Origin of the sequence: Chryseobacterium proteolyticum (genome assembly GCF_046591535.1) — a bacterium.
Classification (GTDB): Bacteria; Bacteroidota; Bacteroidia; order Flavobacteriales; family Weeksellaceae; genus Chryseobacterium; species Chryseobacterium proteolyticum.
Window position 1 is genome coordinate 455698 of sequence record NZ_JBJLWK010000001.1, and the last position, 24731, is coordinate 480428.

A 24731-nucleotide genomic window follows, 5' to 3' on the forward strand; every position below is an offset into this window, starting at 1 on the left:
TCCGATCTTACTTCTAACCTCTGGTTTCTAACTTCCAATTTTTAACAATGAAAAGTTTAATAAACATCATAAAAGGAATAACTTTTTCAGTTTTCATACTGGGAGCCATTTCATCATGTATGGCGAGAAAAGAGTATGAAAGACCGAAAAATGTCGTTGACGAAAAGCTTTTCCGTACTGATATGCTTCCTAAGGACAGTGCAAGTATTGCTGATATCTCATGGAAAGAAATTTTTACGGATCCCATATTACAGGGGCATATTTCAAAAGCTTTAGAAAACAATTTAGATATCAGAATTGCACTACAGAGTATTGCCTCTGCCGAAGCTTATCTTAAACAAAGTAAAGCAGCATATCAGCCAACGGTTTCAATCGGGCCCAATTACACGTTTCAAACCCAATCCATCAATACCCAGTTTGGTCAGATCATTGGAGAAAGACGTTATGTAAATCAGTTTGATATTACAGCGACTATAGGTTGGGAAGCGGATATCTGGGGTAAATTAAAAGCTCAGGAAAAAGCTCAGCTTGCTACTTATTTAGGAACAGTTGCCGCACACAAGGCTGTAAAAAGCAGTTTGGTAGCCTCAGTAGCTTCTGCTTATTATCAGCTGCTGACTTTCGATTCGCAGAAAAGAATTATTCAGGAAACCATTGATGTCCGGGAAAAAAACCTTGAAACAACAAAAGCTCTGAAAGAGTCAGGAACGGTAACTGAAGTGGCGGTTCAACAAAGTGAAGCGTTGGTTTTTAATGCGAAATCTCTACTTATTGATATTGATACTCAAATCCAGTCTTTGGAGAATACAATGAGTCTGCTGATGGGAGAACCTTCTCATGCTATTGAAAGATCAACACTAGAGGGCCAAAACCTTCCGAAGGATATCAAACTTGGATATCCGGCTCAATTACTGGCCAACCGTCCGGATGTAATGCGTGCGGAATACAATCTGATGAACGCTTTTGAATTAACCAACTCTGCGAAAGCACAGTTTTACCCTACACTAAAACTTACCGGAACCGGTGGAGTACAGTCTGTAGATATTGATCATTTATTCAGTGTGAATTCGTTATTTGCCAATGTAGTAACAGGCTTGGCGCAACCTATTCTCAACAGAAGACAGATCAAAACGAATTATGACGTGAGCCTGGCCAATCAGGAAACGGCTTATCTGAATTTTAGAAAAACAGTTCTTACTGCAGGAAAAGAAGTATCTGATGCAATACGGGTATTTGGAGTACAGGATTCTTTTATTGAACTTAAAAGAAAGGAACTGGACGCGTATAAAAAATCAGTAGATTTTTCCCAGGAATTGGTTAACTATGGTATGGCCAATTACCTTGAAGTGTTGAATGCGAGTGTAAATTCATTGAATGCAGAATTGAATATTTCAAATGCAGAATACAACAAAATGAAAGCTGCAGTTGACTTATACCAGGCACTAGGTGGGGGTTGGAAGTAATTCCTCCGACACTTTTTAAATAGATCAGACGCATGCAGATATTGTATGCGTCTTTTTATTGATAACATAAATTATTGTTGATTGATTAAATATATTTGTTTTTATGTAGCTAACTACGTAGTTTTGTACATTAAATAAAAATTATGACATTAGAAATCCAACCTATCGGTAATACTTATTCCGAACAAGTCATAGATTTGATTCTGAATATTCAGCAAAAAGAATTTAATATTCCTATCACGATCGAAGACCAGCCGGATCTTTTGAAGATTGAAAGCTTTTATAAAGAAGGGGGCGGAAACTTTTGGGGCGCTTTTCTGGATAAAGAGTTGGTAGGTACCATTGCTTTAGTTAAATTTGACGAAAAGGCTGCAGCCATCAGAAAGATGTTTGTTAAAAAAGAATTCAGGGGAAAAGAGCATCAGATCGCACAAAAATTATTAGATATCCTGATTTCGTATTGCAGGGAAAATAAAATTGAAGAAATTATGCTGGGGACAGTTTCTGTGCTGAATGCGGCCATGCGTTTTTATGAACGTAACCGGTTTCAGAAAATTGCCAAAGAAGATCTCCCTCCTTCATTTCCTCTGATGAGTGCTGATAACGTCTTTTATATTCTTAATTTAAATGAGATCTAATGAATGTTATTAACGAATCCGGAATTCTTGCGATATCCACAAGATTGCAAAGGCTAAGTGAACAGCTCCGTAAAGATGGAGCTTTGGTTTATAAGGCATTTGATATTGATTTTGAGCCTAAGTGGTTTCCTGTTATCTTTACACTTTATCACAAACAGCCCCTGAGTGTTGTGGAGCTGGCCAATGAAATAGGGTATACCCATCCCTCTACAATAAGCTTACTTAAGGAACTTGAAAAGGAGAAGATGATTATTTCAAAAAAGGATAAGCAGGATGAAAGAAAACGTTTGATCGGATTAGCACCTAAAGGCCTTGAACTCATCGAAAAAATGAAGCCCGTATGGGAACTTATTTCAACTGTTTTGGGAGAAATTGCCGACAACAACAATCACTTATTAAAAGCCATTGATGAAGCAGAAGAAAAACTGGCAAATCAGTCCTTTTTACAACGTGCTTTGCAATTGAAAAATTCTAAGTAAAATTTCTGATAGTACTCAATTTTACAGCTTATACATATGAATAAAATGAATCCTGCACTACGCAGGATTTTTTTTGAATTCTGTTTTTTTAATGTTAATGGGCTTTGCGGGCTTTTTTTTTATATGATAGATGATGTAAATTTAATCTATTGATATTCTATAAGTTGACATTAAACCTGAAATTTTATTGAAAAAATCACTTCATAGGGTACAGTATTTGCAGATAACAAAAGCGCACACGCAAATCATGCTTTACATACGATAAATATTAAGGTTTTCCTTAAAATTGATTATATAAAAGCAACACACCACATCATTTTTTTATATATTATTAAGATAAATCTCCGGTATGCTACCGGAGATTTTTACGTTTTAAATAAGAAACAAAAAAAGGTGACCACTGGCCACCTTTTTATATGTAGTAATAAACCTTATTGACTTTTATCTTTTTCCCCAGTCCATGATCCGGATCTTGTAGGGGTAGGAACAGCATTTGTCCAGCTTCCGTTTCCTTTTTTATCAGTACCCAGGTTTCCGTTGAAAGAACCATCAGACGGAAGACCAACTGAAGCGTTTAACTCCCCTGAATCATTTAAATGACCGGCAATCTTGTAATTTTCATTATTAACATCAGAATGCATTGTTCCATTTACGGTTCCATCACTTGCGACTACAATATTCCAAACCCCTTTATCGCTTCCATCATAAGTTCCTGACCAGGTTCCGATGTAATCATAGATCGTATCATCATCTGAGCTACATCCTATTAGTGCAAAAGTTGCTAATAAAAGAAAAAAAAAGTTTCTTCATAGTTTTGATAGTTTTACAAGAGTGGAGAATATGGGAATCTTCATTTTCTCCTTTTTAGTTAAAATCGTTAGTAATCCTCGTTTCTGTTGAGCGCAAATATATAATTTTTTATTTAATTTGTGCACTTTTTGTGTTTTTTTTTGTAAAACAAATAATTGAATATTTGTTTTGTAGGATCTAATAACCGAGATCAATAAAAAGATAAAAAATCTAAACTATCAATTGTAAATTGATGGCTTATCTCCTGATAAAACTTTATGCCCTAAATAAAAAAGCAGATGAATAGAATCCTTGGGAATACGAAGCTGTAGGTTATGTGAATTAATCATTTCAAATTTCCATTGATGTTCAACACAATAAAGCATCATTTCTTGTAAATCTTTATCCAAAAGAGCAAGTATTACAGTCACTTCATCATTGCTTAATGTTTCTTGATTTAAACTAGGTTCCATTGCTATTTTCAAATATGTTTATCCATTATCAAGCAATGTGCCACAGTAAAGAGAAAATGAGGAATGTGGTATGTATTTTTTTACTTTTTATCAGGAGAATTTCTTCTTGTTGATAATCGGATGGTAACTGCTATTCGTAATGCCTTATTTTTAAAGAATATAAACTATCCGGAATGCCTTCAGTTGTACTTTTTGATACCACATTTCACTAATTATTGATAATATACCTATAATTTTGAATGACCAAACATTAAGAAATGATAATATGCGAAAATCTGTTACTTCAAAATGGGGGAGAAGTAATAGAATATCGGGCTAATGAATGTATAGTAGAAGAGGCTACTTGCGCAAAATATTATTTACAGATTATAAAAGGTACAGCAAAGATGAATTCAGTTCATTTTGACGGTAAAGAATATTTTTATGGCCTGCCTTTCAATGGGCATTGTATTGCAGAATCTTATTTATTTACTGATAAAAAATATCCTTTTAGTGCAATAGCAATTTCAGATTGTAAGATCATTCGCGTAGAAAAGAATCAGTTTATACAACTTATAGAAAATATTCCTTCTCTTTTAGTTAATTTATATGCCTATACAGCAGAAAGGATCCACTATAAAAATCTTATGCTCTCAACACTGGGATGTGTCACTTCTCAGGAGCGATTAACTATTTTATTAGATTATATTAAAGAGTTTTATACATTAAATGATACCCGCCCCTTTATTATACCTTATACCAGACAGCAATTGGCATCGTTGACGGGGTTAACTATTGAATCGGTCATAAGGACAGTTAAAAGGATGGAGAGCCGTAATCTGCTTTCAATCGTAAATGGGAAGATTTTCTATTAAATCTTTTTCAAGCCATAAAAAAAGAGTCTTTCTTTTTTGAAAGACTCCACAGATTATTTTTTTCTATCATTAGGTATTTTACCCGTTAATAATGGATTTTTCCTCTTTCTATTTTCAGGATATTTTCCGTTTCCATTTTTTTTATGGTTCTTATCACCGTTTCTACCGTCAGACCGGTAAGGTTTGCAATCTGTTGACGGGTAAACGGAACCTGGACAGTATCAGATACCTCTCTTAAATTATAATCTTTAATATAATCCAGAACTGTTTTAATCTTTGTAGCAGGCTCAATGCCTGATAAATTAAAAAGCATTAAATATTTGTAATACAACCTTTCAGACAAACATTGTAATAAATTCTGCATTACGTTAGCATCCTGGCTTACAAGATTATTAAAATCATTTTTGCCAAGACATAACAGAATGCAATTTGTCTTTGTAATTGCGTTCATTGGATAAGGTCTGTCTGTAAATAACAGGGATTCACCAATACTTTGTCCGTCATTTAAAATGTTCTGAATAAATTCTTTTCCGTTTGAGTGGTAATTAAATAACTCCACTGTACCAGTACATATCTGATAATAATATTTAGGTTGACTGCCTTCTTCAAATATTATTTCATCTGGTTGAAATTCCTTGTAAACCGCACCATGTGCCAGCAATAAATCTTCACGTATTATCATAATTGTAAGCTTTTAGGTTATAAGAATAATTTTTATAAAGATTGATGAAAAATTCTCAGCAAATTCCAAACCAGTTTTTACCTCCGTGTGGTATGTAGACGTCATTTTCTATGTTTTTTCAATAAAAAAAAGCTTCCCATATCGGGAAGCTCAACGACTGTAAAAACGATGAAAAATTATAAGTATAAATTTAAGTGTACTCTTATAATACATTTATGATTGCAGTCATAAAGACTGCGGATGATAGAAAAAAGTTAAAAATAGACCTTGGAAAAAATGAATTGTAATCCTGGTACAGCTATTTATTCCCGATCTTATTAAATTTTGTATTTATTATTCAGTTCATTACAGAAGTTTATAAATAAAATTTTAGAAAATATTTGTATATGCGCTATAAATACTTACTTTTGTACCGCTTCAGAAAATGAAGTTCACAAAAATGGGGAATTAGCTCATCTGGCTAGAGCGTTAGACTGGCAGTCTAAAGGTGACGGGTTCGATCCCCGTATTCTCCACAAACAATGAGCAATCCTTTTATATAAAGGGATTTTTTATTTCAATAATAAGCCTGATACACAAAAGCAAAATTATTTTTTATAAACTCATAAATAGCTCATTGCTTAAGTTTTTACGTATACATTGAGTATGTTTTCCATTAAATTATTTTACCGTTTTAGCAAATAGATTATTTATTGTAACTGATAATAAAGTCATCATAAAGAAATTGTTAAAAGCACGGATAAAGTTTTACAATTGTTATTTTATATTTAAAATTAGCTTTATTTTATTTATTTGTGTTGTATATTTCTTTATTTTTATTATATTCACAATTCATAAAATAAAACTACTATGAAAAATCTAAAAAAAAGTTTCAAGAGCGAAACTAAAGCAAGTTAACGGAGGGGGCCCTGATAAACCAGATACCGGAATCGGAACAGATCCAACAGGTCCAGCATGCGGAGGATCACATTGTCCAACTGCAGAATATCAATGTTGTTATCACCCAACTGGTAATTATTGTGTTACTACCCACTGTGACGATTAAGAAATACTTCCCTCAAATGAGGGATTTTTTGTTTCCTTTTTTACTGTTGCTGAATATATTTCAATAGCTTTTTAGGTTGCTGCTTTTGTCACATCCTGACGTGATGTATACTTAATATATAAATAAACCCCTTTACGTAAAGGGGAGCTAGAAAAAATAAATAAAGGAATGGTTTACATTACACAAACCCCATATTTAAAATCTCACCTTTTCTTTTCAAAACCATAAAATAGAGGAGAAGATCATCGTCAGAAAAATGCTTTTCAAACCTGATCATTTCCATGTCAGGTTTCAAAGCCTCGGTTTGTTCAAACTTTTCAATCGAATACGAGTCAGTATCTACCTTTAAAGTAACAATGGTAACTTCATCAGCTTCACTTTTTTTATGAATGTGAAGATTGTTCTCCCAAAGGTCAAATGAGACAGAAATATGGTCTGAAATAACCGGGATCTGTCCAAACTGAAAATCCTTGAGCAGTTTTTTTTCCCTCTTCCAAAGGCAATCCATGTTTCACATTACGGTTTCCTCTTACTGAAATCTGATCAAGATCCTTAATTCTCGTCATTGTTTTCGCGAAACTTTGATAGAGTAGCGGGTCTCCAGCAGCTTTAACGTAATGGTCCAGGGCCTGGCGTATTATTTTCCCCACTTTGGAGCAATGTCCGAATTCGGAACTGTTTTGTCTTACTTTTTCGTAGGAAGCGCTTTTTTTGAAAGCACTTTTATTAAACCCACTTTTCTTCCGGACGACATTTTTTCCGTTCAAAGTGTAAAAAACAAGGTCACCAACTGATCCTGTTATTTTAATTATGCTTTCATATGTGGCCATTTTCTCAAAATTAAACCCAAATATAATGATAATTAAATAAATACAAAATTTTAACATATATTTATAATATAGTTGTAGTATAGATTTTATATAATTAAAATATAAAATGTATATTTGTAGATAATTACGTACCTCGGTAAAAATCAAGCAGATATGACAACAGGATTATTTATTGGAAAAATGAGAATAAAGCAGATTGCTGCTTTGCTGATTGTAACCTCTACTGTGATTTCATGCGGAAGCAGTAAAAGTGTTTCTTCAAAAAAGAGTAACACAAAAACAGTGGCAAGATCTGAAAACCTCAGACGTCTGGATTCAAATTTCAATGGGAAAGTGTCTGGCTCAATCAATAGTATTCTGAAAGATGCTGAAAAGTACATTGGAACTCCGTATAAATTTGGAGGCAGTACTTCTTCAGGATTCGATTGTTCCGGTTTTACGGTAAAAGTATTTGAAGAAAACGACCAGAAATTACCTCGAAGATCTTCTGATCAGGCAGATACGGGAAAGAAAATTGACATCAGTGAAGTGAAACCCGGGGATTTGCTGTTTTTTGCAACTGCAGGTGGAAGCAGAGTATCGCATGTTGGCATTGTTCATGATATCGGAAACGATGGCGAAATCCGATTTATCCATGCTTCAACCTCAAAAGGGGTGATGATTTCTTCTTTAAATGAAAAGTATTGGAATAAAGCGTATCTGCATGCCCGAAGGGTTTTGTAATGAGTAGATATTCTGTATTATCTTTCTGTTATCATTTCAGTTTTTATACGATGGCAGATTGATTTAAATCATTTTGCATTCACTAAGTTTCAAAAGGTTTTGCTGAACTTTTTTGTATCTTTGGCCGGTATAATTATTCAAATTAATTTAAATTAGAAACATGTCGTTACAACAAACTATTGAGAACATCTGGGATAATAGGGACTTATTACAAAATGAAGATAGCCAGAAGGCGATAAGAGAAGTTATTTCTTTATTGGATTCCGGGGAACTTCGTGTTGCTGAACCTACGGAAAACGGGTGGCAGGTAAATGAATGGGTGAAGAAAGCTGTAGTAATGTATTTCCCGATTCAGAAAATGGAAACCATTGAAGTGGGACCATTTGAATTCCATGACAAAATTCCTTTGAAGAGAAATTATGCTGAAAAAGGAGTACGTGTTGTACCTCATGCTATTGCAAGAGAAGGAGCTTTTGTTGCTTCAGGAGTAATTATGATGCCTTCTTATGTAAATATCGGGGCTTATGTAGATTCAGGAACGATGGTGGATACCTGGGCAACTGTTGGAAGCTGTGCACAGATCGGTAAAAATGTTCACCTTAGCGGTGGTGTTGGCATCGGTGGTGTTTTAGAGCCATTACAGGCTGCACCTGTAATTATTGAAGACGATTGTTTCATTGGTTCAAGATGTATCGTGGTGGAAGGAGTACATGTGGAAAAAGAAGCGGTATTGGGAGCGAATGTAGTATTAACTGCTTCAACAAAGATCATCGACGTTACAGGAGATCAACCGATTGAGATCAAAGGAAGAGTACCTGCCCGTTCAGTGGTAATTCCTGGAAGCTACACCAAACAATATCCGGCAGGGGAATATCAGGTTCCTTGTGCTTTGATTATTGGTACAAGAAAAGAATCTACAGACAAGAAGACTTCTCTTAATGATGCATTAAGGGAAAATAATGTAGCTGTATAAGCGCTTATCCATCTAATACTGCACAATTTTGAAAGATAAAGTTTTAAAATTTATACTAAACCCTAAATATATATTTGGGGTTTATCTTATTATATCGGTAGTTACTGCAATTTCCAAATATCTGAGAGGAGATTATGCTATCAACAACTATCTGATTTTTAAAAATGTATTTTTTAATACCATTCATCAGAAAAATTTATTTATCCATTATCCTGACCTCTATTTTGATTTGAATCATTATGGAGTTTTTTTTTAGCTTACTGATTGCTCCGTTTGCCGTTATGCCGGATTGGCTGGGAATTTCACTCTGGAATCTGATTAATACTTTTGTATTTGTATTTGCCATTTATAAGCTTCCGTTTTCGGATTCCAAAAAGGCGATATTCGGATTGCTGTGCCTCCAGGAGTATATTACCGCTGCATTAAGTCTGCAGTTTAATGTAGCTCTTACAGGGCTTTTGATATTATCTGCAGTATACATCTATGAAAGAAAAGAAGTACGTTCGGCTACAGCGATTCTCATTGGTGTTTTTGTGAAAATATATGGTATTGTAGGATTGAGCCAGTTTTTCTTCATCAAAAATAAGATGAAGTTTATTATTTCGGGGATTGTAATTGCCGCATTGTTTTTTGTCATTCCTATGATCTATTCTACTCCTCAGTTTGTCATACAGAGCTATGCAGATTGGTTTCATTCTATTATAGAGAAGAATAATGAAAACCAGGTATTGGGAAATATGCAGGATATTTCATTAATGGGTTTTGTAAGAAGAGTTCTTGGGGATGCCTCCATTTCCAATCTTATATTTTTAGCTTTTGGCTTACCATTATTTGCTTTGCCATATGTGCGAATAAAACAATATAAAAATTATGCTTTTCAGCTAATGATTCTGGCTTCTACATTATTGTTTTTGGTGCTATTCAGCTCAAGTTCAGAATCACCTACGTATATCATTGCTGTTGTAGGAGTGATGATCTGGTTTTTTCTTCAGAAAGAAAGAACACCATTTATCATTGGATTGTTGATTTTTGTGATCATTTTTACTTGTTTTTCAACTTCAGATCTTTTTCCTAAATCAGTCAAAAATGATTATATCATCAAATATTCATTAAAAGCGGTACCTTGCATTGTTGTTTGGCTAAGAGTTGTATATGAACTTTTAACCAAAGATTTTGAAAAAAATTATAGCCTGAACTGATCCGATGAAAAAAATTTCTATTGTAATACCTGCCTATAACGAAGAAGGAAACGTAGCTATGATCCATCAGAAGATCAAAGAGGTTTTTTCCGGGTTAAAGGCTTATGATTTCGAAATTATATTTGTAAATGACGGAAGCAGGGATAATACACAGCAAAAACTTGAGGAACTGTCCGAGCTGTATGATGAAGTGAAATTTATTGAATTCTCAAGGAATTTCGGGCATCAGCCGGCAGTAAAAGCAGGGATGGATCAGGCTTACGGAAATGCTGTGATTTCTATGGACGGAGATCTTCAACACCCTCCGGAGCTGATTCCTGATATGATCAGAAAATGGGAAGAAGGCTATGATGTTGTATTAACGGTAAGGACCTATCCGAAAGAAATTTCTTTCTTTAAAAGGAAAACCTCCGATTTTTTCTATAAGCTGTTATCTAATCTTTCTGATGTAAACCTTACTAAAGGGGGAGGATCTGATTTCAGACTTTTGGATGCCAGTGCTGTGGAAGTAATGAGGCAATTCAATGAAGATGATTTATTTTTAAGAGGACTGACAAGCTGGATGGGCTTTAAACAAACAGCCCTTAATTTCACGGCTAATGAGAGGTTGGCTGGTAAAAGTAGTTATAATCTCAAGAAGATGATAACTTTTGCTTTCACGGGAATAACGGCTTTCAGCGTAAAACCTCTTTATATTGCGGCTTATTTGGGATTCCTGTTTTCTGCAATATCAGTGATCGGCTATGGAATCTATGTGATTCATTCTTTTGTGTCTCATACAGAAATTTCAGGTTGGGCATCTTTGATTATGACGATCGTATTTTTTGGTGGCTTACAGCTTATCATCCTTGGAATTATCGGGATGTATCTGGGCAAAATTTTTAAACAGGTTAAAGAAAGGCCTAATTACATTATTAAAAATAAAAAATTATAAATGGTTTTATTAAGTTTTGACATCGAGGAATTTGATATGCCATTAGAGTATAAAGGAGAAATTCCTTTTGATAGGCAGATCTCTATTTCTCAGAAAGGATTGGAAAGAATACTTGACCTTTTGAAAAAACATCAGGTAAAAGCGACTTTTTTTTCAACTGTTGTCTTTGCAGAAAACAGTAAACATTTAATCGAAAGATTGTTAAGCGAAGGACATGAACTGGCTTCCCATACATGGTTTCATTCTGAATTTGAGGAAAAGCATTTAAAAGAATCCCGGGAGAAACTTGAAGAGTTATTTTCAGCAAAAGTTACCGGCCTGCGGATGCCAAGGATGATGCCTGTTAATGAAATGGCAGTGGAAAAAGCGGGTTATTCTTATAATTCTTCGATTAATCCAACCTTTTTACCGGGAAGATATAATAACCTGAAAGTATCCAGGACTTACTTCAAAGAGGGAAATGTTACCCAGATTCCGGCTTCTGTTTCTCCAAATTTCAGAATTCCTTTATTCTGGCTGAGTTTCCATAATTTCCCCCTTTCCATCTATAAAAAAATAGCTTCAGATAGCCTGAAGAAAGATAAGTACCTTAATATATACTTTCACCCATGGGAGTTTGCTGAAATTAAGGATGTAGCCTTTAAACTTCCCGGCTTTACGGTGAAAAATTCCGGAATTGATATGGTCGAAAGGTTTGATGAATTCATAGGATGGCTGAAAAATAAGAAGTATAGCTTTGGAACATTTCAGGAATTTCAAAAAAAGATAGAATCATGAAGATTGCTTTTGACGCTAAACGTTTTTTCCATAATACTTCCGGGCTGGGTAATTATTCCAGGGATCTTGTAAGAATTCTTTCAGAATATTTTCCTGATAATCAGTACCTGTTACTCAATAAAAATAAATCAGACAGGGGGGCAGATATACTTCAAAACCCTAATGTTCAGTTTGTTGAAACCTCCAAAGGAAGTATGTCCCGTCAGTTCAAAATGGGAAAGGATACCCAGAAAAGCGGAGCCGATATTTTTCATGGTCTATCCGGGGAATTGCCTTTAAAATGGGACAAAAAACCAATAAAGAAGGTTGTAACGATTCATGATCTTATTTTCGTAAGATATCCTCAGTATTACTCATTTTTTGACCGCAAGATTCATTTATGGAAATTTAAAAAGGCGGCGCAAAGTGCAGACAAAATTATTGCTATTTCAGAACAGACCAAAAACGATATTATCCAATATCTGAAGGTACCTGAAAATAAAATTAAAGTTATTTATCAGGGTTGTCACAAGGCTTTTAAAGAACAGCAGCCCGAAGATTTGATTAAAGCTACAAAAGAAAAATTTAAACTTCCGGAAAGATTTATTTTAAATGTAGGGACTATTGAGGAGCGTAAAAATCTTTTAAATGTTTTAAAGGCTATCAATGGAACCGGAATTCCTTTGGTTGTTATAGGACGGAAAACCGGATATTATAAGAAACTGGAAACCTTCATCAGGAAGAATAAATTAGAAAATCAGGTTCACTTTTTAGAAGGAGTTTCTATGGATGAACTGGCCGTTATCTATAAGTTTGCTGATATTTTTATTTATCCCAGTTTATTTGAAGGATTTGGAATCCCTGTTATCGAAGCGCTTTTTTCAAAAACCGTTGCCATAACAAGTAATATAAGCAGTCTGCCGGAAGCGGGAGGAAAGAACTCCGTTTATATTAATCCGGAAAATCATTTGGATATTCAATCCAAAATACAATTTTTATGGGATAATCAGGCGGAAAGAAAACGTCGTGCTGATCTGGGTTTTGAGTTTGTTCAGAAGTTTAATGACGAACCTATTGCACAGGAACTGATGAATTTATATCATGAAATTTTGTAAAAAAATTTTGTTATTTAAAAATAAGTCCTACATTTGTACCACAATTTTCAAACATGAAACCGAATTTTTTAACACTACATCATTATCATCATCATCTCTGCTAAGACGGAATTGATTGATAGTAGCCTGTATTAAAATCAAAAAATAATTAAAAACCGTCTGAGTAACAGACGGTTTTTTTGTTTTAAATTCTTCCCGGAAACTTTTCAAAAATACTTTTCATTTACTCAGACCCAATATGTGCAACAATGAGTAAATTAAAAATTGCCATCCAGAAGAGCGGCAGACTTTATGAAGATTCTTTACAGCTTTTAAAAGATTGTGGAATTTTCGTTAACAACGGAAAAGACCAGCTAAAGGTTTCTGTAGACAATTTTCCATTTGAAATCATGTATCTCAGAAACTCTGATATCCCTCAATACCTTGAAGATGGTGTGGTGGATATCGCTATTGTAGGCGAAAACCTGCTGGTAGAAAAAGAAAAGCAAATTGAAATTGTTCAGAAGCTCGGATTTTCAAAATGCAGGGTTTCTCTAGCAGTTCCCAAAGATGTAGAAACCGATGAACTGAATTATTTTCAGGGAAAGAAAATTGCTACATCATATCCTAACACCCTTAAAAAATTTCTGGCAGAAAATGCTGTATCAGCAGATATTCACGTTATTTCAGGCTCTGTTGAAATTGCTCCCAATATAGGATTGGCAGACGGGATCTGTGATATTGTAAGTTCGGGAAGCACTTTATTTAAAAACGGATTAAGGGAGACCATCACCTTATTGAAATCTGAAGCAGTACTTGCTAAAAACCTTCAGTTGAATGAGGAAAAAGAAAACATTCTGAATCGGTTTTTATTCAGGGTCAAGGCTGTGCTCAAAGCAAAAAATTCCAAATATATTCTTATGAATGTACCTGATGATAAGATCAAAGATATTTCCAGAGTACTTCCGGTTCTTAAAAGTCCTACCGTACTTCCCCTGGCTGAAAAAGGGTGGAGCAGTATTCACTCCGTTATTGACGAAGAAAGGTTCTGGGACGTCATTGATGAACTCAAGGACAACGGAGCACAAGATATTCTTATAATCCCAATCGATAAAATGGTAATTTAATTATGTTTATACACAGATATCCTAAAAAAGAAACATGGAAGGAGCTGGTTAAGCGTCCGGCCCGGAAAAAAGAAGAAATCTCAGAAATTATTTCAGAAGTATTCACGAAGATAGAAGAGGAAGGTGATAAAGCATTGCTTGAATTTACGAAGAAATATGATTCTGCTGATATTGAAGAAATAGAAGTTTCCCAAGTCGAGATTGAACAGGCGGAATCTTTGGTCAGCCCAGCGTTAAAAAAGGCAATTCAGGAGGCGAGCGAAAACATTACAAAATTTCATGCTCTGCAACAACCGGAAACGAAAAAAATAGAGACTACAAAAGGAGTGATTTGCTGGCGGGAAAATCGTGCGGTTGATAAAGTAGGGATCTATATTCCCGGAGGAACTGCACCTTTATTTTCAACAGTTCTGATGCTGGCTATTCCTGCCCGTTTAGCAGGATGTAAAGAAATTATTCTGTGCACGCCTCCGGATAAAAATGGAAATATTAATCCTGCCATTCTTTATAGCGCAATGATTTGTGGTGTGACCAGAATATTTAAAGCAGGAGGAGCACAGGCTATTGCGGCAATGGCTATCGGAACGGAAAGCATACCTAACGTATATAAAATATTCGGGCCCGGAAATCAGTTTGTGGTGGCAGCAAAAGAATATGCACAAAACTATGGGGTAGCCATTGATATGCCTGCAGGGCCAAGTGAAGTTCTGGTTATTGCAGATCAGCAGGCAGTGCCTGCTTTCTGTGCGGCTGATCTTCTTTCCCAGGCAGAACACGGAAGTGACAGTCAGGTTGTTTTTATTTCTACAGATTTTGGAATATTTACTGAAACGATCAAAGAAATAGATAACCAGATCAAAAAACTTCCCAGGAATCAATTTGCAGAAGAGTCTTTAAACAACAGTTATTTTATTTTACTGAATACGGTAGAAGAAGCAATAGAATTCAGCAATTTATATGGTCCGGAACACCTTATTCTGGCAATAGAAAATTTTGAGGGATCTATTTCTTCAATTCAAAATGCCGGGTCCGTGTTTTTAGGAAACTATTCCTGTGAAAGCGCCGGAGATTATGCCAGTGGAACCAATCACACACTTCCTACCAACGGATTTGCACGCAATTACAGCGGTGTTTCATTGGACAGTTTTGTGAAGAAAATCACTTTTCAGGAGCTTTCAGCAAAAGGCTTGCAGAATTTGGGAAAAACAATAGAAATAATGGCAGAGGCAGAAGGATTATTTGCCCACAAGAATGCCGTTTCAATACGATTAAAAAATAAAAAATAGATGAAACAATTAACGGTCAGTCAGTTTGTACGGAAGAATATTTTAGAGCTACAACCTTATATCAGTTTCAGGGATCATAATGAATTTGAATCACCGGTTCTAATGGATGCCAATGAAAGTCCTTTTGGAGAGTTTAACCGGTATCCGGATTCTACCCAGAAGAAGCTTAAAAATAAAATTGCAGATCTCAAGGAACTATCTCCAGAGCAGATCGCAATCGGAAACGGAAGTGATGAGCTTATAGACCTGATCATAAGGATTTTCTGTGAGCCCAAAAAAGACGCTATCATGATGATGAATCCATCTTTTGCGATGTATGCATTTTATGCTACGATCAACGAAAACAAGGTGATCAAAATGGATCTTGACGAAAACTTCGAGATTATCAAGGAAAACTTTCTCAAGATATCCATGGAAAACCGGCCTAAGATATTTTTCCTTTGTTCGCCTAATAATCCTACGGGGAACAGTGTCGATGATATTGAATTCTACTTACAGAATTTTGATGGAATTGTAGTAGTCGATGAAGCCTACATTGAATTTTCAGATAAAAAATCCAGCCTGGAATTGCTGATGAAATATCCAAACCTTATCGTTCTTCAGACTTTTTCAAAGGCCTGGGGAAAAGCGGGAGCAAGAGTTGGGATCGGCTATGCTTCTAAAGAAATCATTAATCTCATCAACACAGTTAAGGCTCCTTATAACGTTAATTCTTTAAGCCAGGATTTGATTTTAAAAAGCATCGATCAGATAGATTTGTTTCAGCAGAATGTTGAAAATATATTAATTGAAAGAGCCTGGTTAGACAATGAGCTCAAAAAGCTTCAATGCGTGACCAAAATTTTCCCTACTGATGCCAATTTTTTCCTGGTTGAATTTACCAATGCAGACCAGGTTCATCAAAAGTTACTGGCCAATGAAATACTTACCAATAAAAGGGCTCCGGCCATTCCCGATTGCGTACGCATCAATATCGGAACAAGAGAAGAAAATATGAAATTAATTGCTGTTTTAAATAGAGTGTAATTATGAAAAAAGTACTGTTTATAGACCGTGACGGGACACTCATTATTGAGCCACCTACAGATTTTCAGGTTGATTCTTTGGAGAAACTGGAGTTTTATCCGGGTGTTTTTCAAAACCTTTCCAAAATAGCCAGGGAACTGGATTATGAATTGGTAATAGTAACCAATCAGGATGGATTGGGAACTGAAAGCTTCCCTTACGAAAACTTTATTAAGCCTCAGGAAAAAATGTTGAATGCTTTTAAAAATGAAGGAATAATTTTCAATGATATATTAATTGATAAAAGTTTTGAACGTGAAAATCTTCCTACCCGAAAGCCAGGAATCGGGATGCTTGGTCAATACATCTATGGAAATTATGATCTTGAAAACTCATACGTTATCGGAGATCGATTGACAGATATTCAGTTGGCCAAAAATTTAGGATCAAAAGCAATTTTTATCAGTGAAACGGCTGATGATAATGCTGCTTTGACAACCAAAGACTGGTCGGAAATTTATCAGTTTTTAAAAGATATGCCAAGAAAAGCAAAAGTTGCAAGGAAGACTAATGAAACAGAAATAGAAATTGAAGTTAACCTCGATGGGAAAGGCAATTCCAGTATTTCAACAGGACTGCACTTTTTTGATCATATGCTTGAGCAAATTTCAAAGCATGGAAATTTAGATCTAAGTATTCAGGTGAAGGGAGATCTGCAGGTAGATGAACACCATACGATAGAAGATACGGCCATCGTTCTGGGGCAGGCTGTTCTCAAAGCATTAGGGACTAAGAAAGGGATTGAAAGATATGGCTTTCTACTTCCGATGGACGACTGTCTGGCCCAGGTGGCTCTGGATTTTGGAGGGAGACCATGGCTGGTTTGGGATGCTGATTTTAGAAGAGAAAAAATAGGAGATGTTCCTACTGAATTGTTTTTCCACTTTTTTAAATCATTTTCCGATGCATCTCAATCCAACCTGAATATTAAAGCGGAAGGAAGCAATGAACACCACAAGATCGAGTCTGTTTTTAAGGCTTTTGCCAAAGCTTTAAAGATGGCTGTAAATCAGACCGATCAGAATTTTAATTTACCTTCAACTAAAGGAAGCTTATAAGATGATTGCAATTATTAAATATAATGGCGGAAATGTACAATCAGTTCAGAATGCCTTGGGTAGGTTAAACGTGGAATCAGTGGTCAGTGATGATTTTACTATTATTCAACAGGCTGATAAAGTGATTTTCCCTGGCGTAGGAGAAGCATCTTCAACAATGGAACTTTTAAAGGAAAAAGGACTTGATACGTTCATCCCCGGGTTAAAACAGCCGGTATTGGGAATATGTTTGGGAATGCAGCTGATGTGTAAGGATAATGAAGAAGGAAATACTACAGGAATGGGAATTTTTGATATCAATGTCAAAAAATTTCCGGCGAATGATATCGTTCCTCACATGGGATGGAATACGGTAAACGATTTGGAGAGTCCTCTTTTTTCAGGTATTGAAAAAACAAATGACCTGTACTTCGTGCACAGCTACTATTGTGAGCTTTCTGAGTATACGACTTCTGTTTGTGATTATATACTTCCATTCAGTGCGTCATTACAAAAAGACAATTTCTTTGCTACCCAGTTTCACCCTGAAAAGTCCGGGAAAGTGGGGGCAAGATTACTTCAAAACTTTTTAAATCTGTAATTATGAAGATCATTCCTGCTATTGATATTATTGACGGAAAATGTGTACGTCTTTCTAAAGGAGATTACAACACAAAGAAAATATATAACGAAAGCCCCCTTGAGGTGGCAAAAGAGTTTGAAGATTCCGGTATTCAGTATCTCCACCTGGTAGATCTGGACGGAGCTAAATCCAGGCATATTGTAAATCAGAAAATATTGGAATCAATTGCTCGCGAGACTTCCTTGCAAATTGATTTTGGAGGAGGATTAAAAACACCGGAAGATATTGAGATGGCTCTTAATGCTGGTGCAAGTCAGGTGACTATCGGGAGCATTGCAGTTCAGGATCCGAAACTCTGTTACGCTTTGGTCAGCAAATACGGTCCTGGAAAAATTATTCTTGGAGCTGATTGTGAAAACAGAAAAATAAAAACTTCTGGATGGCTTGAAGAAAGTCAAATTGATGTACTCTCTTTTATCCTTCAATATAAAGAAAAAGGAATTAGGCAGGTAATCTGCACGGATATTTCTAAAGACGGAATGCTGGAGGGACCGTCAATCGATCTGTATCAGGATATTTTAGGGAATGTTCCTGTTAATCTGATTGCCAGTGGAGGAATTTCAGGTATCGAGGATGTATATAGGATGAAAGAAATAGGCTGTTCCGGAACGATCATCGGAAAAGCTATTTACGAGGGGAAAATTGAATTAAAAGAACTTCAGAACTTTATTGAAAATGCTTAAAAAAAGAATTATTCCATGTCTTGATATTAAAGATGGGACAACCGTGAAAGGAATTAATTTTGAAGGACTCCGAAATGCAGGAGATCCAATCAGCCTGGCTAAAAAATATGAAATTGACGGTGCGGACGAACTGGTCTTTCTCGATATCACAGCTACTATTGAAGAAAGAAAAACCTTTGTAGAACTTGTCCGGGATATCGCAAAAGAATTAAGCATTCCTTTTACAGTTGGCGGAGGAATCAATTCTATTGAAGATGTAAGAAAACTTCTTGAAGCGGGAGCAGATAAGATCAGTATCAATTCTTCTGCTGTCAAGAAACCACAGCTTATCACAGATCTAGCCAATGAATTCGGAAGTCAGTGTATTGTGGTTGCCATTGACACAAAATTGGTGAATAATGAAGATTGGGTACACATTAAAGGAGGAAGAGAAGCAACAGAGCTGAAAACTCTGGATTGGGCTAAAAAAGCTGAAGTTTTAGGTGCCGGTGAAATTCTTCTGACATCAATGGATGGTGACGGAACTAAAAGGGGATTTGATATCAGGATAACCAAAGCGGTGTCTGAAATTGTCAATATCCCCGTAATTGCTTCAGGAGGGGCAGGAACAATAGGAGATTTTACAGAAGTATTTCAGGAAACGAAAGCTACCGGTGGTTTGGCTGCGAGCATTTTCCATTTTGGAGAAATTCATATTCAGGATGTAAAAAAAGAATTATTATATAAAAAAATACAGGTAAGAAATGATCAACTTTAATAAAACAAACGGGCTGGTTCCGGTTATTATACAAGATGCACGGACTTTACAGGTTTTAATGCTCGGCTATATGAATGAAGAAGCATGGAACAAAACCAGGGCGGAAGGAATTGTTACCTTTTTCAGCCGGTCAAAAAACAGATTATGGACAAAAGGAGAGGAGTCAGGGAATTTTTTAATGGTAAAAAGTATCGATATTGATTGCGATCAGGATACTGTTTTGATAAAAGCTACTCCTAAAAATGTGGTTTGTCATACCGGAAGCTTTAGCTGTTTTGGTGAAAAAGATTCCAAGGGATTTTTATATGAGCTGGAGGAAAAAATAGGACAAAGAATTGATGATAAAACAGAGGGATCTTATACCTACTCACTATATCAGAGAGGTATCAACAAGATTGCCCAGAAAGTAGGTGAGGAGGCCATAGAGCTGGTAATCGAAGCAAAGGACGATAATGAAAAATTGTTTAAGGATGAAGCTGCGGACCTGATGTATCACTTTTTAATTCTGTTGAAAGCCAAAAACTTTTCCCTGAAAGACATTGAACGCGTTTTGTTGGAAAGGAATGGAAAATGAAAACATTTGGCACATTATATTAGATCTGTGTTAGCTAGTAAACATGACATTTATCTTTTAATGTGTAAAAAATAAAATTACTTAATTGAATTTTTGGATTTTTTACATTAAAATAAGTTTTTATAGGTCAATCGTTTTTCATTTTATCTGACTGGGTTGAATCTGTCTAATTTAGTAAAATATTAAAAGCATTACTTTTGCCTTTTAATTATTCTAAATAAGAACACGTAGATGAAAAAAAATATTTTTTGTTTGGGAAGCATAATCGCAGCTTCCTTAATACATGCACAAAAAAAAGATTCACTTGATCAAAGGAGACTTGAAGAAGTTATTATCACAGCATCAAGGTCCCCCGAAATTGTAAAAAAGACGGCTTCTACAGTACATATTATCCATAAAAAAGAAATTGAAGAGCAGTCTCTGATATCTCCAGATCTCAGTAATATATTAGCATATAAAGTTCCGGGACTTGCTTTTGGTAATAATCTCGTAGGAAATAGAGGTCAAACCCTAAGGGGTAGAAATGTACTGATCATGATCGATGGTATTCCTCAATCAAGTCCGTTACGAAATAATGACAGGGAAATCAGAAGTATTGATCCGTCAGTACTTGAACGTATTGAAGTTGTTAAAGGAGCAACATCCATTTATGGAAATGGTGCAGAGGGCGGTATCATCAATTATATCACTCAGAAAAATACTAAGAGCAAACCATTTTCAGGAAAAACAGTTTTGGGCTTTACCAGTCATGATTTATTCAATAGTAATATGTTCAAATCGGACGGTGGCGCTGGCTACAGGGTTTCCCAGAGTTTTTTTGGAAACTTAGGAAAGTGGGATTACCTGATTAATGGTACAATTACTCAGAATGGAGTGAAAATAGACGGTGATGATTTGGTTCAAAATCCAAGATATGGATTAGGAGAAACCAGTGTAGGAAACATATTCGGAAAAGCAGGATATAATATAGATGATGATAATAGAGTGGAGTTAATGTATAATTATTATTCCAGTTTACAGGATTCTAAATATATTCTTGATATCGGAAAGTATGGAGAAAGACCTTCTACAGGAAAATTAGGAAACAGAGAAGGGGTGAAAGAGGGAACAAGATATAATCATAACGGATATTTAAAATATATCAATAAAAATATTTTCCATCAGACTTCCCTCAATACAACGATTTATTTTCAGGACTTTTATACAATCTATGATTATCGTAACCCACCAAGATGGAAAACAGGGGGACAATCGGCTATTTTGGAAAAGAAATATGGATTCAGAGTAGATTTTAATACTGAATTTAAAAAAGGAAATGAGCTGATGGGTTCTTTAACCTATGGTCTTGATTTACTCAATGAGAAAACAAGCCAGCCTTTGGTAGATGGACGAATATGGGTTCCTGAAATGAATATGCTGGCGGCTGCTCCTTTTGTACAAGGTAAATTGTTTATCACCAAAGACTTAACTGTTAAAGCTGGATTGCGATGGGATAAGATGTCTGTAAAAGTTCCGGATTATACTACATTGCCTTCTGGAAATGCCTCTGAATTTAATGTGCAGGGAGGCCGGTTAAATTATTCCAATATATCATATAATGTAGGAGTAAGTTATGTTGCAATTGACTTTTTCCAGCCTTTTACCTCTTACTCAAGAGGATTTAATATTTATGATTTAGGACGAGTGCTGAGAGATGCTAAAACTAATGTTTTAAATGAAATCAATACGGATCCTGTTGTTATTGATAATTACGAGATTGGATTTAACAGTAAAATTGGCCGGGCTGTTGATTTCTCAGCGAGTTATTTTTATAATTATTCAAAATTGGGGGCAGACTTGGTCTCTGTAAACGGATTTTGGACTCCTTTGAGGGCGCCACAATACATTAGTGGAGTAGAGCTGGCAATGAACGTATATCCGACCAGAGGATTAAGTATAGGAGCTAATTATACTTACCAGGAAGGAAAAGTAGACGTGAAAAATGATAATAGCTATGATAAATATTTGAGCGGATTGAGGATCGCTCCAGCCAGACTTAATTCTTATATCAAATGGAATAATAAATCCCAGAAGCTTCAATTGGGAGTTTATCATATGTACTCCTTTAAAAGAGAACAATTTGAACCGGTATCCGGAAAATATCAGGAAGGAGAAGGTCCTGTAAAGGAATTTAACCTTTTTAATTTTCAAGGGAGTTACCAATTTAATAATGTAATTACGGTAGGATTAGGAGTAGAAAATGTCTTGAATAAAACCTACTATACTCCAACTTCAATGTACACTGCACGAGATGCAGAGTATGTAAGAGGAAACGGAAGGTATTATACCTTGTCTCTGAATTTTAATTACTAGACTAATTTTAGCTATATGAATAATGAAATCCTATCTGCTTTTAGATAGGGTTTTGTGTTTTAAAGAATAATCCTCTTTGTCCTATGTAATCTTTTGCATTCTGAGCGCCATAGCAGTATTAGGCATAAAAAAACTTAAAAAGCAGATGATATTTTCAAAACATTTTTCATAATTTACATTTTATTTTCAAAACAACCTTAAAGAGTATGTCATAAACAGAATTTGTACAAATACCCAGTAATATTTATGAAAAAAAATGATTTTATTATTTTCATCTTATTCTGTCTGATACTTTTGCCTACAGGGGTTTCAGCTCAAAAACAATTAATACTCACTTCTCCTAATAATAAACTGAAAACCTTCATCAACATAGGTAAAACAGTAGAGTATTCCGTATTACACAATGGAGATGTAATGCTCGACAAATCTGCTATCTCCATGACACTTGATGATGGATCTTTCTATGGGAAAAATGGAAAACTTTTAAGATCGTCGGAAAAAAAAAGTTAATCAGGCTTTCAATGTGCGGATATATAAACGCCAGCAAATTAAAGACTATTATAATGAATTGATAATAGAGTTTAAAGATTATCATATTATTTTTAGAGCTTATGATGAAGGGATTGCTTACAGATTTGTGTCTTTAGCTAAAAAGCCATTTAAAATAATGGCCGAACAAGCTGAATTTAATTTCCCTGCAGATCAAAAAGCTTTTATCAACTATACCAATAAACCGGAAACAGCTCCTTTGGAAAAACAATTTTTCAACTCGTTTGAACAACCTTATTTTCATTATCCTTTATCCGGATGGAATAAGAAAAGACTCGCTATCAATCCTTTACTTGTAGAAGGGGTAAAGGGTAAAAAGCTTTGTATTGCCGAATCTGACCTGATCAATTACCCGGGAATGTTCTTATATCCGGGAGATAAATCCAATAGTTTAAAAGGCGTATTTGCACCTTACCCGAAAGAAGTTCAGCAAGGGGGACATAATAATTTGCAGATGCTTATAAAATCTCGTGAAAACTTTGTTGCCCAATTCGATAAAGGGACAGACTTTCCTTGGCGAATCATTATTATTTCCGAGAAAGACTCAGATTTGACAGATAGTGATATCGTCTATAAATTGGCAACTCCTTCTCAGGGAGATTATTCATGGGTGAAACCAGGAAAAGTAGCCTGGGATTGGTGGAATGATTGGAATTTGTACAATGTAAATTTTAAGACCGGGGTTAATAATGAAACCTACCAATATTATATCGATTTTGCTGCTCAATATGGAATAGAATATGTGATTCTTGATGAAGGCTGGGCAGTGAATAAGAAAGCAGACCTCTTTCAGGTAGTCCCTGAAATCAATCTGCCGGAATTGATTGCTTATGCAAATTCCAAAAAAGTAGGGCTTATTCTTTGGGCAGGGTATTATGCTTTTGATCGTGATATGGAAGCTGTTTGCAAACATTATAGTGAAATGGGAATCAAAGGTTTTAAAGTAGACTTTATGGATCGGGATGATCAGATCATTGTTGACTTTCACCGGCGAGGGGCAGCAATGGCTTCAAAATATAAGTTGTTGATAGATTATCATGGGACATATAAACCTACAGGGCTACAACGAACCTATCCTAATGTTATTAATTTTGAAGGGGTAAACGGATTGGAGCAAATGAAATGGGCAGATCATCTTGACCAGGTGACCTATGATGTAACCATTCCATTTATCCGACAGATAGCAGGTCCAATGGATTATACTCAGGGAGCAATGCGTAATGCAACCAAAGATAATTTCAAAAGTGTTGATAGTGAAGCTATGAGCCAGGGAACACGATGCCGTCAGCTGGCAGAATATATAGTCTTTGAGTCTCCGTTAAATATGCTTTGTGATAGCCCGTCAAATTATATGGCAGAAACGGAATGTACAGAATTTATTGCTAAGGTTCCTACCATTTGGGATCAAACCATAGCTTTAGATGGTGAGGTCGCAAAATATGTAGCAATAGCCCGTAAAAAAGGAGATGATTGGTATGTGGGTGCTTTAACCAACTGGGATGCACGTACTGTAGAATTAGATTTATCATTCCTAGGAAAAGGCAATTTCAAAGGTGAAGTATTTAAAGATGGAATCAACGCGAATCGTGTTGCTAAAGATTACAAAAAGGAAGTCATTGACATTCCAGCCAATAGAAAATTGACCGTATCAATGGCGTCAGGAGGAGGTTACGTAATAAAGATCACAAAAAAATAAAGAATTATAAAAACCAAAAGCTTTCTATTT

25 protein-coding genes, 1 tRNA gene and 1 pseudogene are annotated in these 24731 nt (G+C 35.4%); 22 read left to right on the plus strand and 5 right to left on the minus strand.

Features of this window, described 5'->3' with window-relative positions; translation table 11 throughout:
• The first annotated feature begins 47 nt into the window (after positions 1–47).
• The 3 genes from ACJ5H0_RS01970 to ACJ5H0_RS01980 all read left to right on the plus strand — a co-directional run bounded on the left by ACJ5H0_RS01970 (position 48) and on the right by ACJ5H0_RS01980 (position 2580).
• A complete protein-coding gene (locus ACJ5H0_RS01970; RefSeq protein ID WP_411246925.1) occupies positions 48–1463 on the plus strand; it encodes a TolC family protein in 1416 nt (471 codons plus the stop codon).
• A 143-nt stretch (positions 1464–1606) separates the two neighbouring features.
• Complete coding sequence (locus ACJ5H0_RS01975) at positions 1607–2101, plus strand: GNAT family N-acetyltransferase (RefSeq protein ID WP_411246926.1); 495 nt, start codon at positions 1607–1609, stop codon at positions 2099–2101.
• Complete coding sequence (locus ACJ5H0_RS01980; protein ID WP_411246927.1) at positions 2101–2580, plus strand: MarR family winged helix-turn-helix transcriptional regulator; 480 nt, start codon at positions 2101–2103, stop codon at positions 2578–2580. The genes ACJ5H0_RS01975 and ACJ5H0_RS01980 overlap by 1 nt, the downstream gene beginning before the upstream one ends.
• A gap of 431 nt (positions 2581–3011) precedes the next feature.
• Here the strand turns inward: ACJ5H0_RS01980 and ACJ5H0_RS01985 are convergent, their stop codons facing one another.
• Positions 3012–3221, minus strand: a complete 210-nt coding sequence (locus ACJ5H0_RS01985; protein WP_411246928.1) for a hypothetical protein — start codon at positions 3219–3221, stop codon at positions 3012–3014.
• A 387-nt stretch (positions 3222–3608) separates the two neighbouring features.
• Positions 3609–3842 carry a hypothetical protein gene (locus ACJ5H0_RS01990; RefSeq protein ID WP_172283036.1) on the minus strand — a complete coding sequence of 78 codons (234 nt, stop codon included), beginning with the start codon at positions 3840–3842 and terminating at the stop codon, positions 3609–3611.
• Positions 3843–4099: 257 nt separating this feature from the next.
• On the opposite strand from ACJ5H0_RS01990, the gene ACJ5H0_RS01995 reads away from it, so the two are divergent.
• A complete protein-coding gene (locus ACJ5H0_RS01995; protein WP_273647901.1) occupies positions 4100–4696 on the plus strand; it encodes a Crp/Fnr family transcriptional regulator in 597 nt (198 codons plus the stop codon).
• A gap of 85 nt (positions 4697–4781) precedes the next feature.
• On the opposite strand, the gene ACJ5H0_RS02000 is transcribed toward ACJ5H0_RS01995, so the two are convergent.
• Positions 4782–5378, minus strand: a complete 597-nt coding sequence (locus ACJ5H0_RS02000; RefSeq protein ID WP_411246929.1) for a Crp/Fnr family transcriptional regulator — start codon at positions 5376–5378, stop codon at positions 4782–4784.
• A gap of 441 nt (positions 5379–5819) precedes the next feature.
• Here ACJ5H0_RS02000 and ACJ5H0_RS02005 point away from each other — a divergent pair.
• Positions 5820–5893, plus strand: a tRNA-Ala gene (locus tag ACJ5H0_RS02005).
• 708 nt (positions 5894–6601) lie between these two features.
• On the opposite strand, the gene ACJ5H0_RS02010 is transcribed toward ACJ5H0_RS02005, so the two are convergent.
• Both ACJ5H0_RS02010 and ACJ5H0_RS02015 read right to left on the minus strand, forming a co-directional pair.
• On the minus strand, positions 6602–6931 hold the full coding sequence (locus ACJ5H0_RS02010; protein WP_411246930.1) for a hypothetical protein: 330 nt from the start codon (positions 6929–6931) through the stop codon (positions 6602–6604).
• A complete protein-coding gene (locus ACJ5H0_RS02015; protein ID WP_411246931.1) occupies positions 6837–7253 on the minus strand; it encodes a hypothetical protein in 417 nt (138 codons plus the stop codon). Before ACJ5H0_RS02015 ends, ACJ5H0_RS02010 begins: the two co-directional genes overlap by 95 nt.
• 153 nt (positions 7254–7406) lie before the next feature.
• On the opposite strand from ACJ5H0_RS02015, the gene ACJ5H0_RS02020 reads away from it, so the two are divergent.
• The 17 genes and pseudogenes from ACJ5H0_RS02020 (at position 7407) to ACJ5H0_RS02100 (ending at position 24701) form a co-directional block, all read left to right on the plus strand.
• A complete protein-coding gene (locus ACJ5H0_RS02020) occupies positions 7407–7976 on the plus strand; it encodes a C40 family peptidase (RefSeq protein ID WP_228457032.1) in 570 nt (189 codons plus the stop codon).
• 160 nt (positions 7977–8136) lie between these two features.
• On the plus strand, positions 8137–8949 hold the full coding sequence (locus ACJ5H0_RS02025) for a 2,3,4,5-tetrahydropyridine-2,6-dicarboxylate N-succinyltransferase (RefSeq protein ID WP_172283025.1): 813 nt from the start codon (positions 8137–8139) through the stop codon (positions 8947–8949).
• A 28-nt stretch (positions 8950–8977) separates the two neighbouring features.
• Positions 8978–10148 (plus strand): annotated as a pseudogene (locus ACJ5H0_RS02030) (glycosyltransferase family 87 protein).
• A gap of 4 nt (positions 10149–10152) precedes the next feature.
• Positions 10153–11082, plus strand: coding sequence for a glycosyltransferase family 2 protein (locus ACJ5H0_RS02035; protein WP_172283022.1), 930 nt, complete (start codon positions 10153–10155; stop codon positions 11080–11082).
• Complete coding sequence (locus ACJ5H0_RS02040) at positions 11083–11859, plus strand: polysaccharide deacetylase family protein (RefSeq protein WP_411246932.1); 777 nt, start codon at positions 11083–11085, stop codon at positions 11857–11859. It begins immediately after the preceding gene.
• On the plus strand, positions 11856–12953 hold the full coding sequence (locus tag ACJ5H0_RS02045; RefSeq protein ID WP_411246933.1) for a glycosyltransferase family 4 protein: 1098 nt from the start codon (positions 11856–11858) through the stop codon (positions 12951–12953). Before ACJ5H0_RS02040 ends, ACJ5H0_RS02045 begins: the two co-directional genes overlap by 4 nt.
• Positions 12954–13201: 248 nt before the next feature.
• Positions 13202–14059, plus strand: coding sequence for an ATP phosphoribosyltransferase (hisG, locus tag ACJ5H0_RS02050; RefSeq protein WP_172283016.1), 858 nt, complete (start codon positions 13202–13204; stop codon positions 14057–14059).
• A 2-nt stretch (positions 14060–14061) separates the two neighbouring features.
• A complete protein-coding gene (hisD, locus tag ACJ5H0_RS02055; protein ID WP_411246934.1) occupies positions 14062–15345 on the plus strand; it encodes a histidinol dehydrogenase in 1284 nt (427 codons plus the stop codon).
• Entirely contained in the window at positions 15346–16371 is a 1026-nt protein-coding gene (hisC, locus tag ACJ5H0_RS02060; RefSeq protein ID WP_411246935.1) for a histidinol-phosphate transaminase, read from the plus strand. It begins immediately after the preceding gene.
• Between the two features lie 2 nt (positions 16372–16373).
• Positions 16374–17468: a bifunctional histidinol-phosphatase/imidazoleglycerol-phosphate dehydratase HisB gene (gene hisB, locus ACJ5H0_RS02065; RefSeq protein ID WP_411246936.1), complete on the plus strand. Its 1095-nt coding sequence runs from the start codon at positions 16374–16376 to the stop codon at positions 17466–17468.
• Position 17469: 1 nt separating this feature from the next.
• Positions 17470–18048, plus strand: a complete 579-nt coding sequence (gene hisH / locus ACJ5H0_RS02070) for an imidazole glycerol phosphate synthase subunit HisH (RefSeq protein WP_411246937.1) — start codon at positions 17470–17472, stop codon at positions 18046–18048.
• Positions 18049–18050: 2 nt separating this feature from the next.
• Positions 18051–18773 (plus strand): 1-(5-phosphoribosyl)-5-[(5-phosphoribosylamino)methylideneamino]imidazole-4-carboxamide isomerase, encoded by a 723-nt coding sequence (hisA, locus tag ACJ5H0_RS02075; protein ID WP_411246938.1) that lies wholly within the window; start codon positions 18051–18053, stop codon positions 18771–18773.
• Positions 18766–19530 (plus strand): imidazole glycerol phosphate synthase subunit HisF, encoded by a 765-nt coding sequence (gene hisF / locus ACJ5H0_RS02080; protein ID WP_411246939.1) that lies wholly within the window; start codon positions 18766–18768, stop codon positions 19528–19530. Before hisA ends, hisF begins: the two co-directional genes overlap by 8 nt.
• Entirely contained in the window at positions 19517–20104 is a 588-nt protein-coding gene (gene hisIE / locus ACJ5H0_RS02085; protein ID WP_411246940.1) for a bifunctional phosphoribosyl-AMP cyclohydrolase/phosphoribosyl-ATP diphosphatase HisIE, read from the plus strand. Before hisF ends, hisIE begins: the two co-directional genes overlap by 14 nt.
• 252 nt (positions 20105–20356) lie before the next feature.
• Positions 20357–22456 (plus strand): TonB-dependent receptor, encoded by a 2100-nt coding sequence (locus ACJ5H0_RS02090; RefSeq protein ID WP_411246941.1) that lies wholly within the window; start codon positions 20357–20359, stop codon positions 22454–22456.
• 246 nt (positions 22457–22702) lie between these two features.
• Positions 22703–22966 (plus strand): hypothetical protein, encoded by a 264-nt coding sequence (locus tag ACJ5H0_RS02095; protein ID WP_411246942.1) that lies wholly within the window; start codon positions 22703–22705, stop codon positions 22964–22966.
• Positions 22967–22979: 13 nt separating this feature from the next.
• Positions 22980–24701, plus strand: a complete 1722-nt coding sequence (locus ACJ5H0_RS02100; protein WP_411246943.1) for a glycoside hydrolase family 97 protein — start codon at positions 22980–22982, stop codon at positions 24699–24701.
• The last annotated feature ends 30 nt before the right edge of the window (positions 24702–24731 follow it).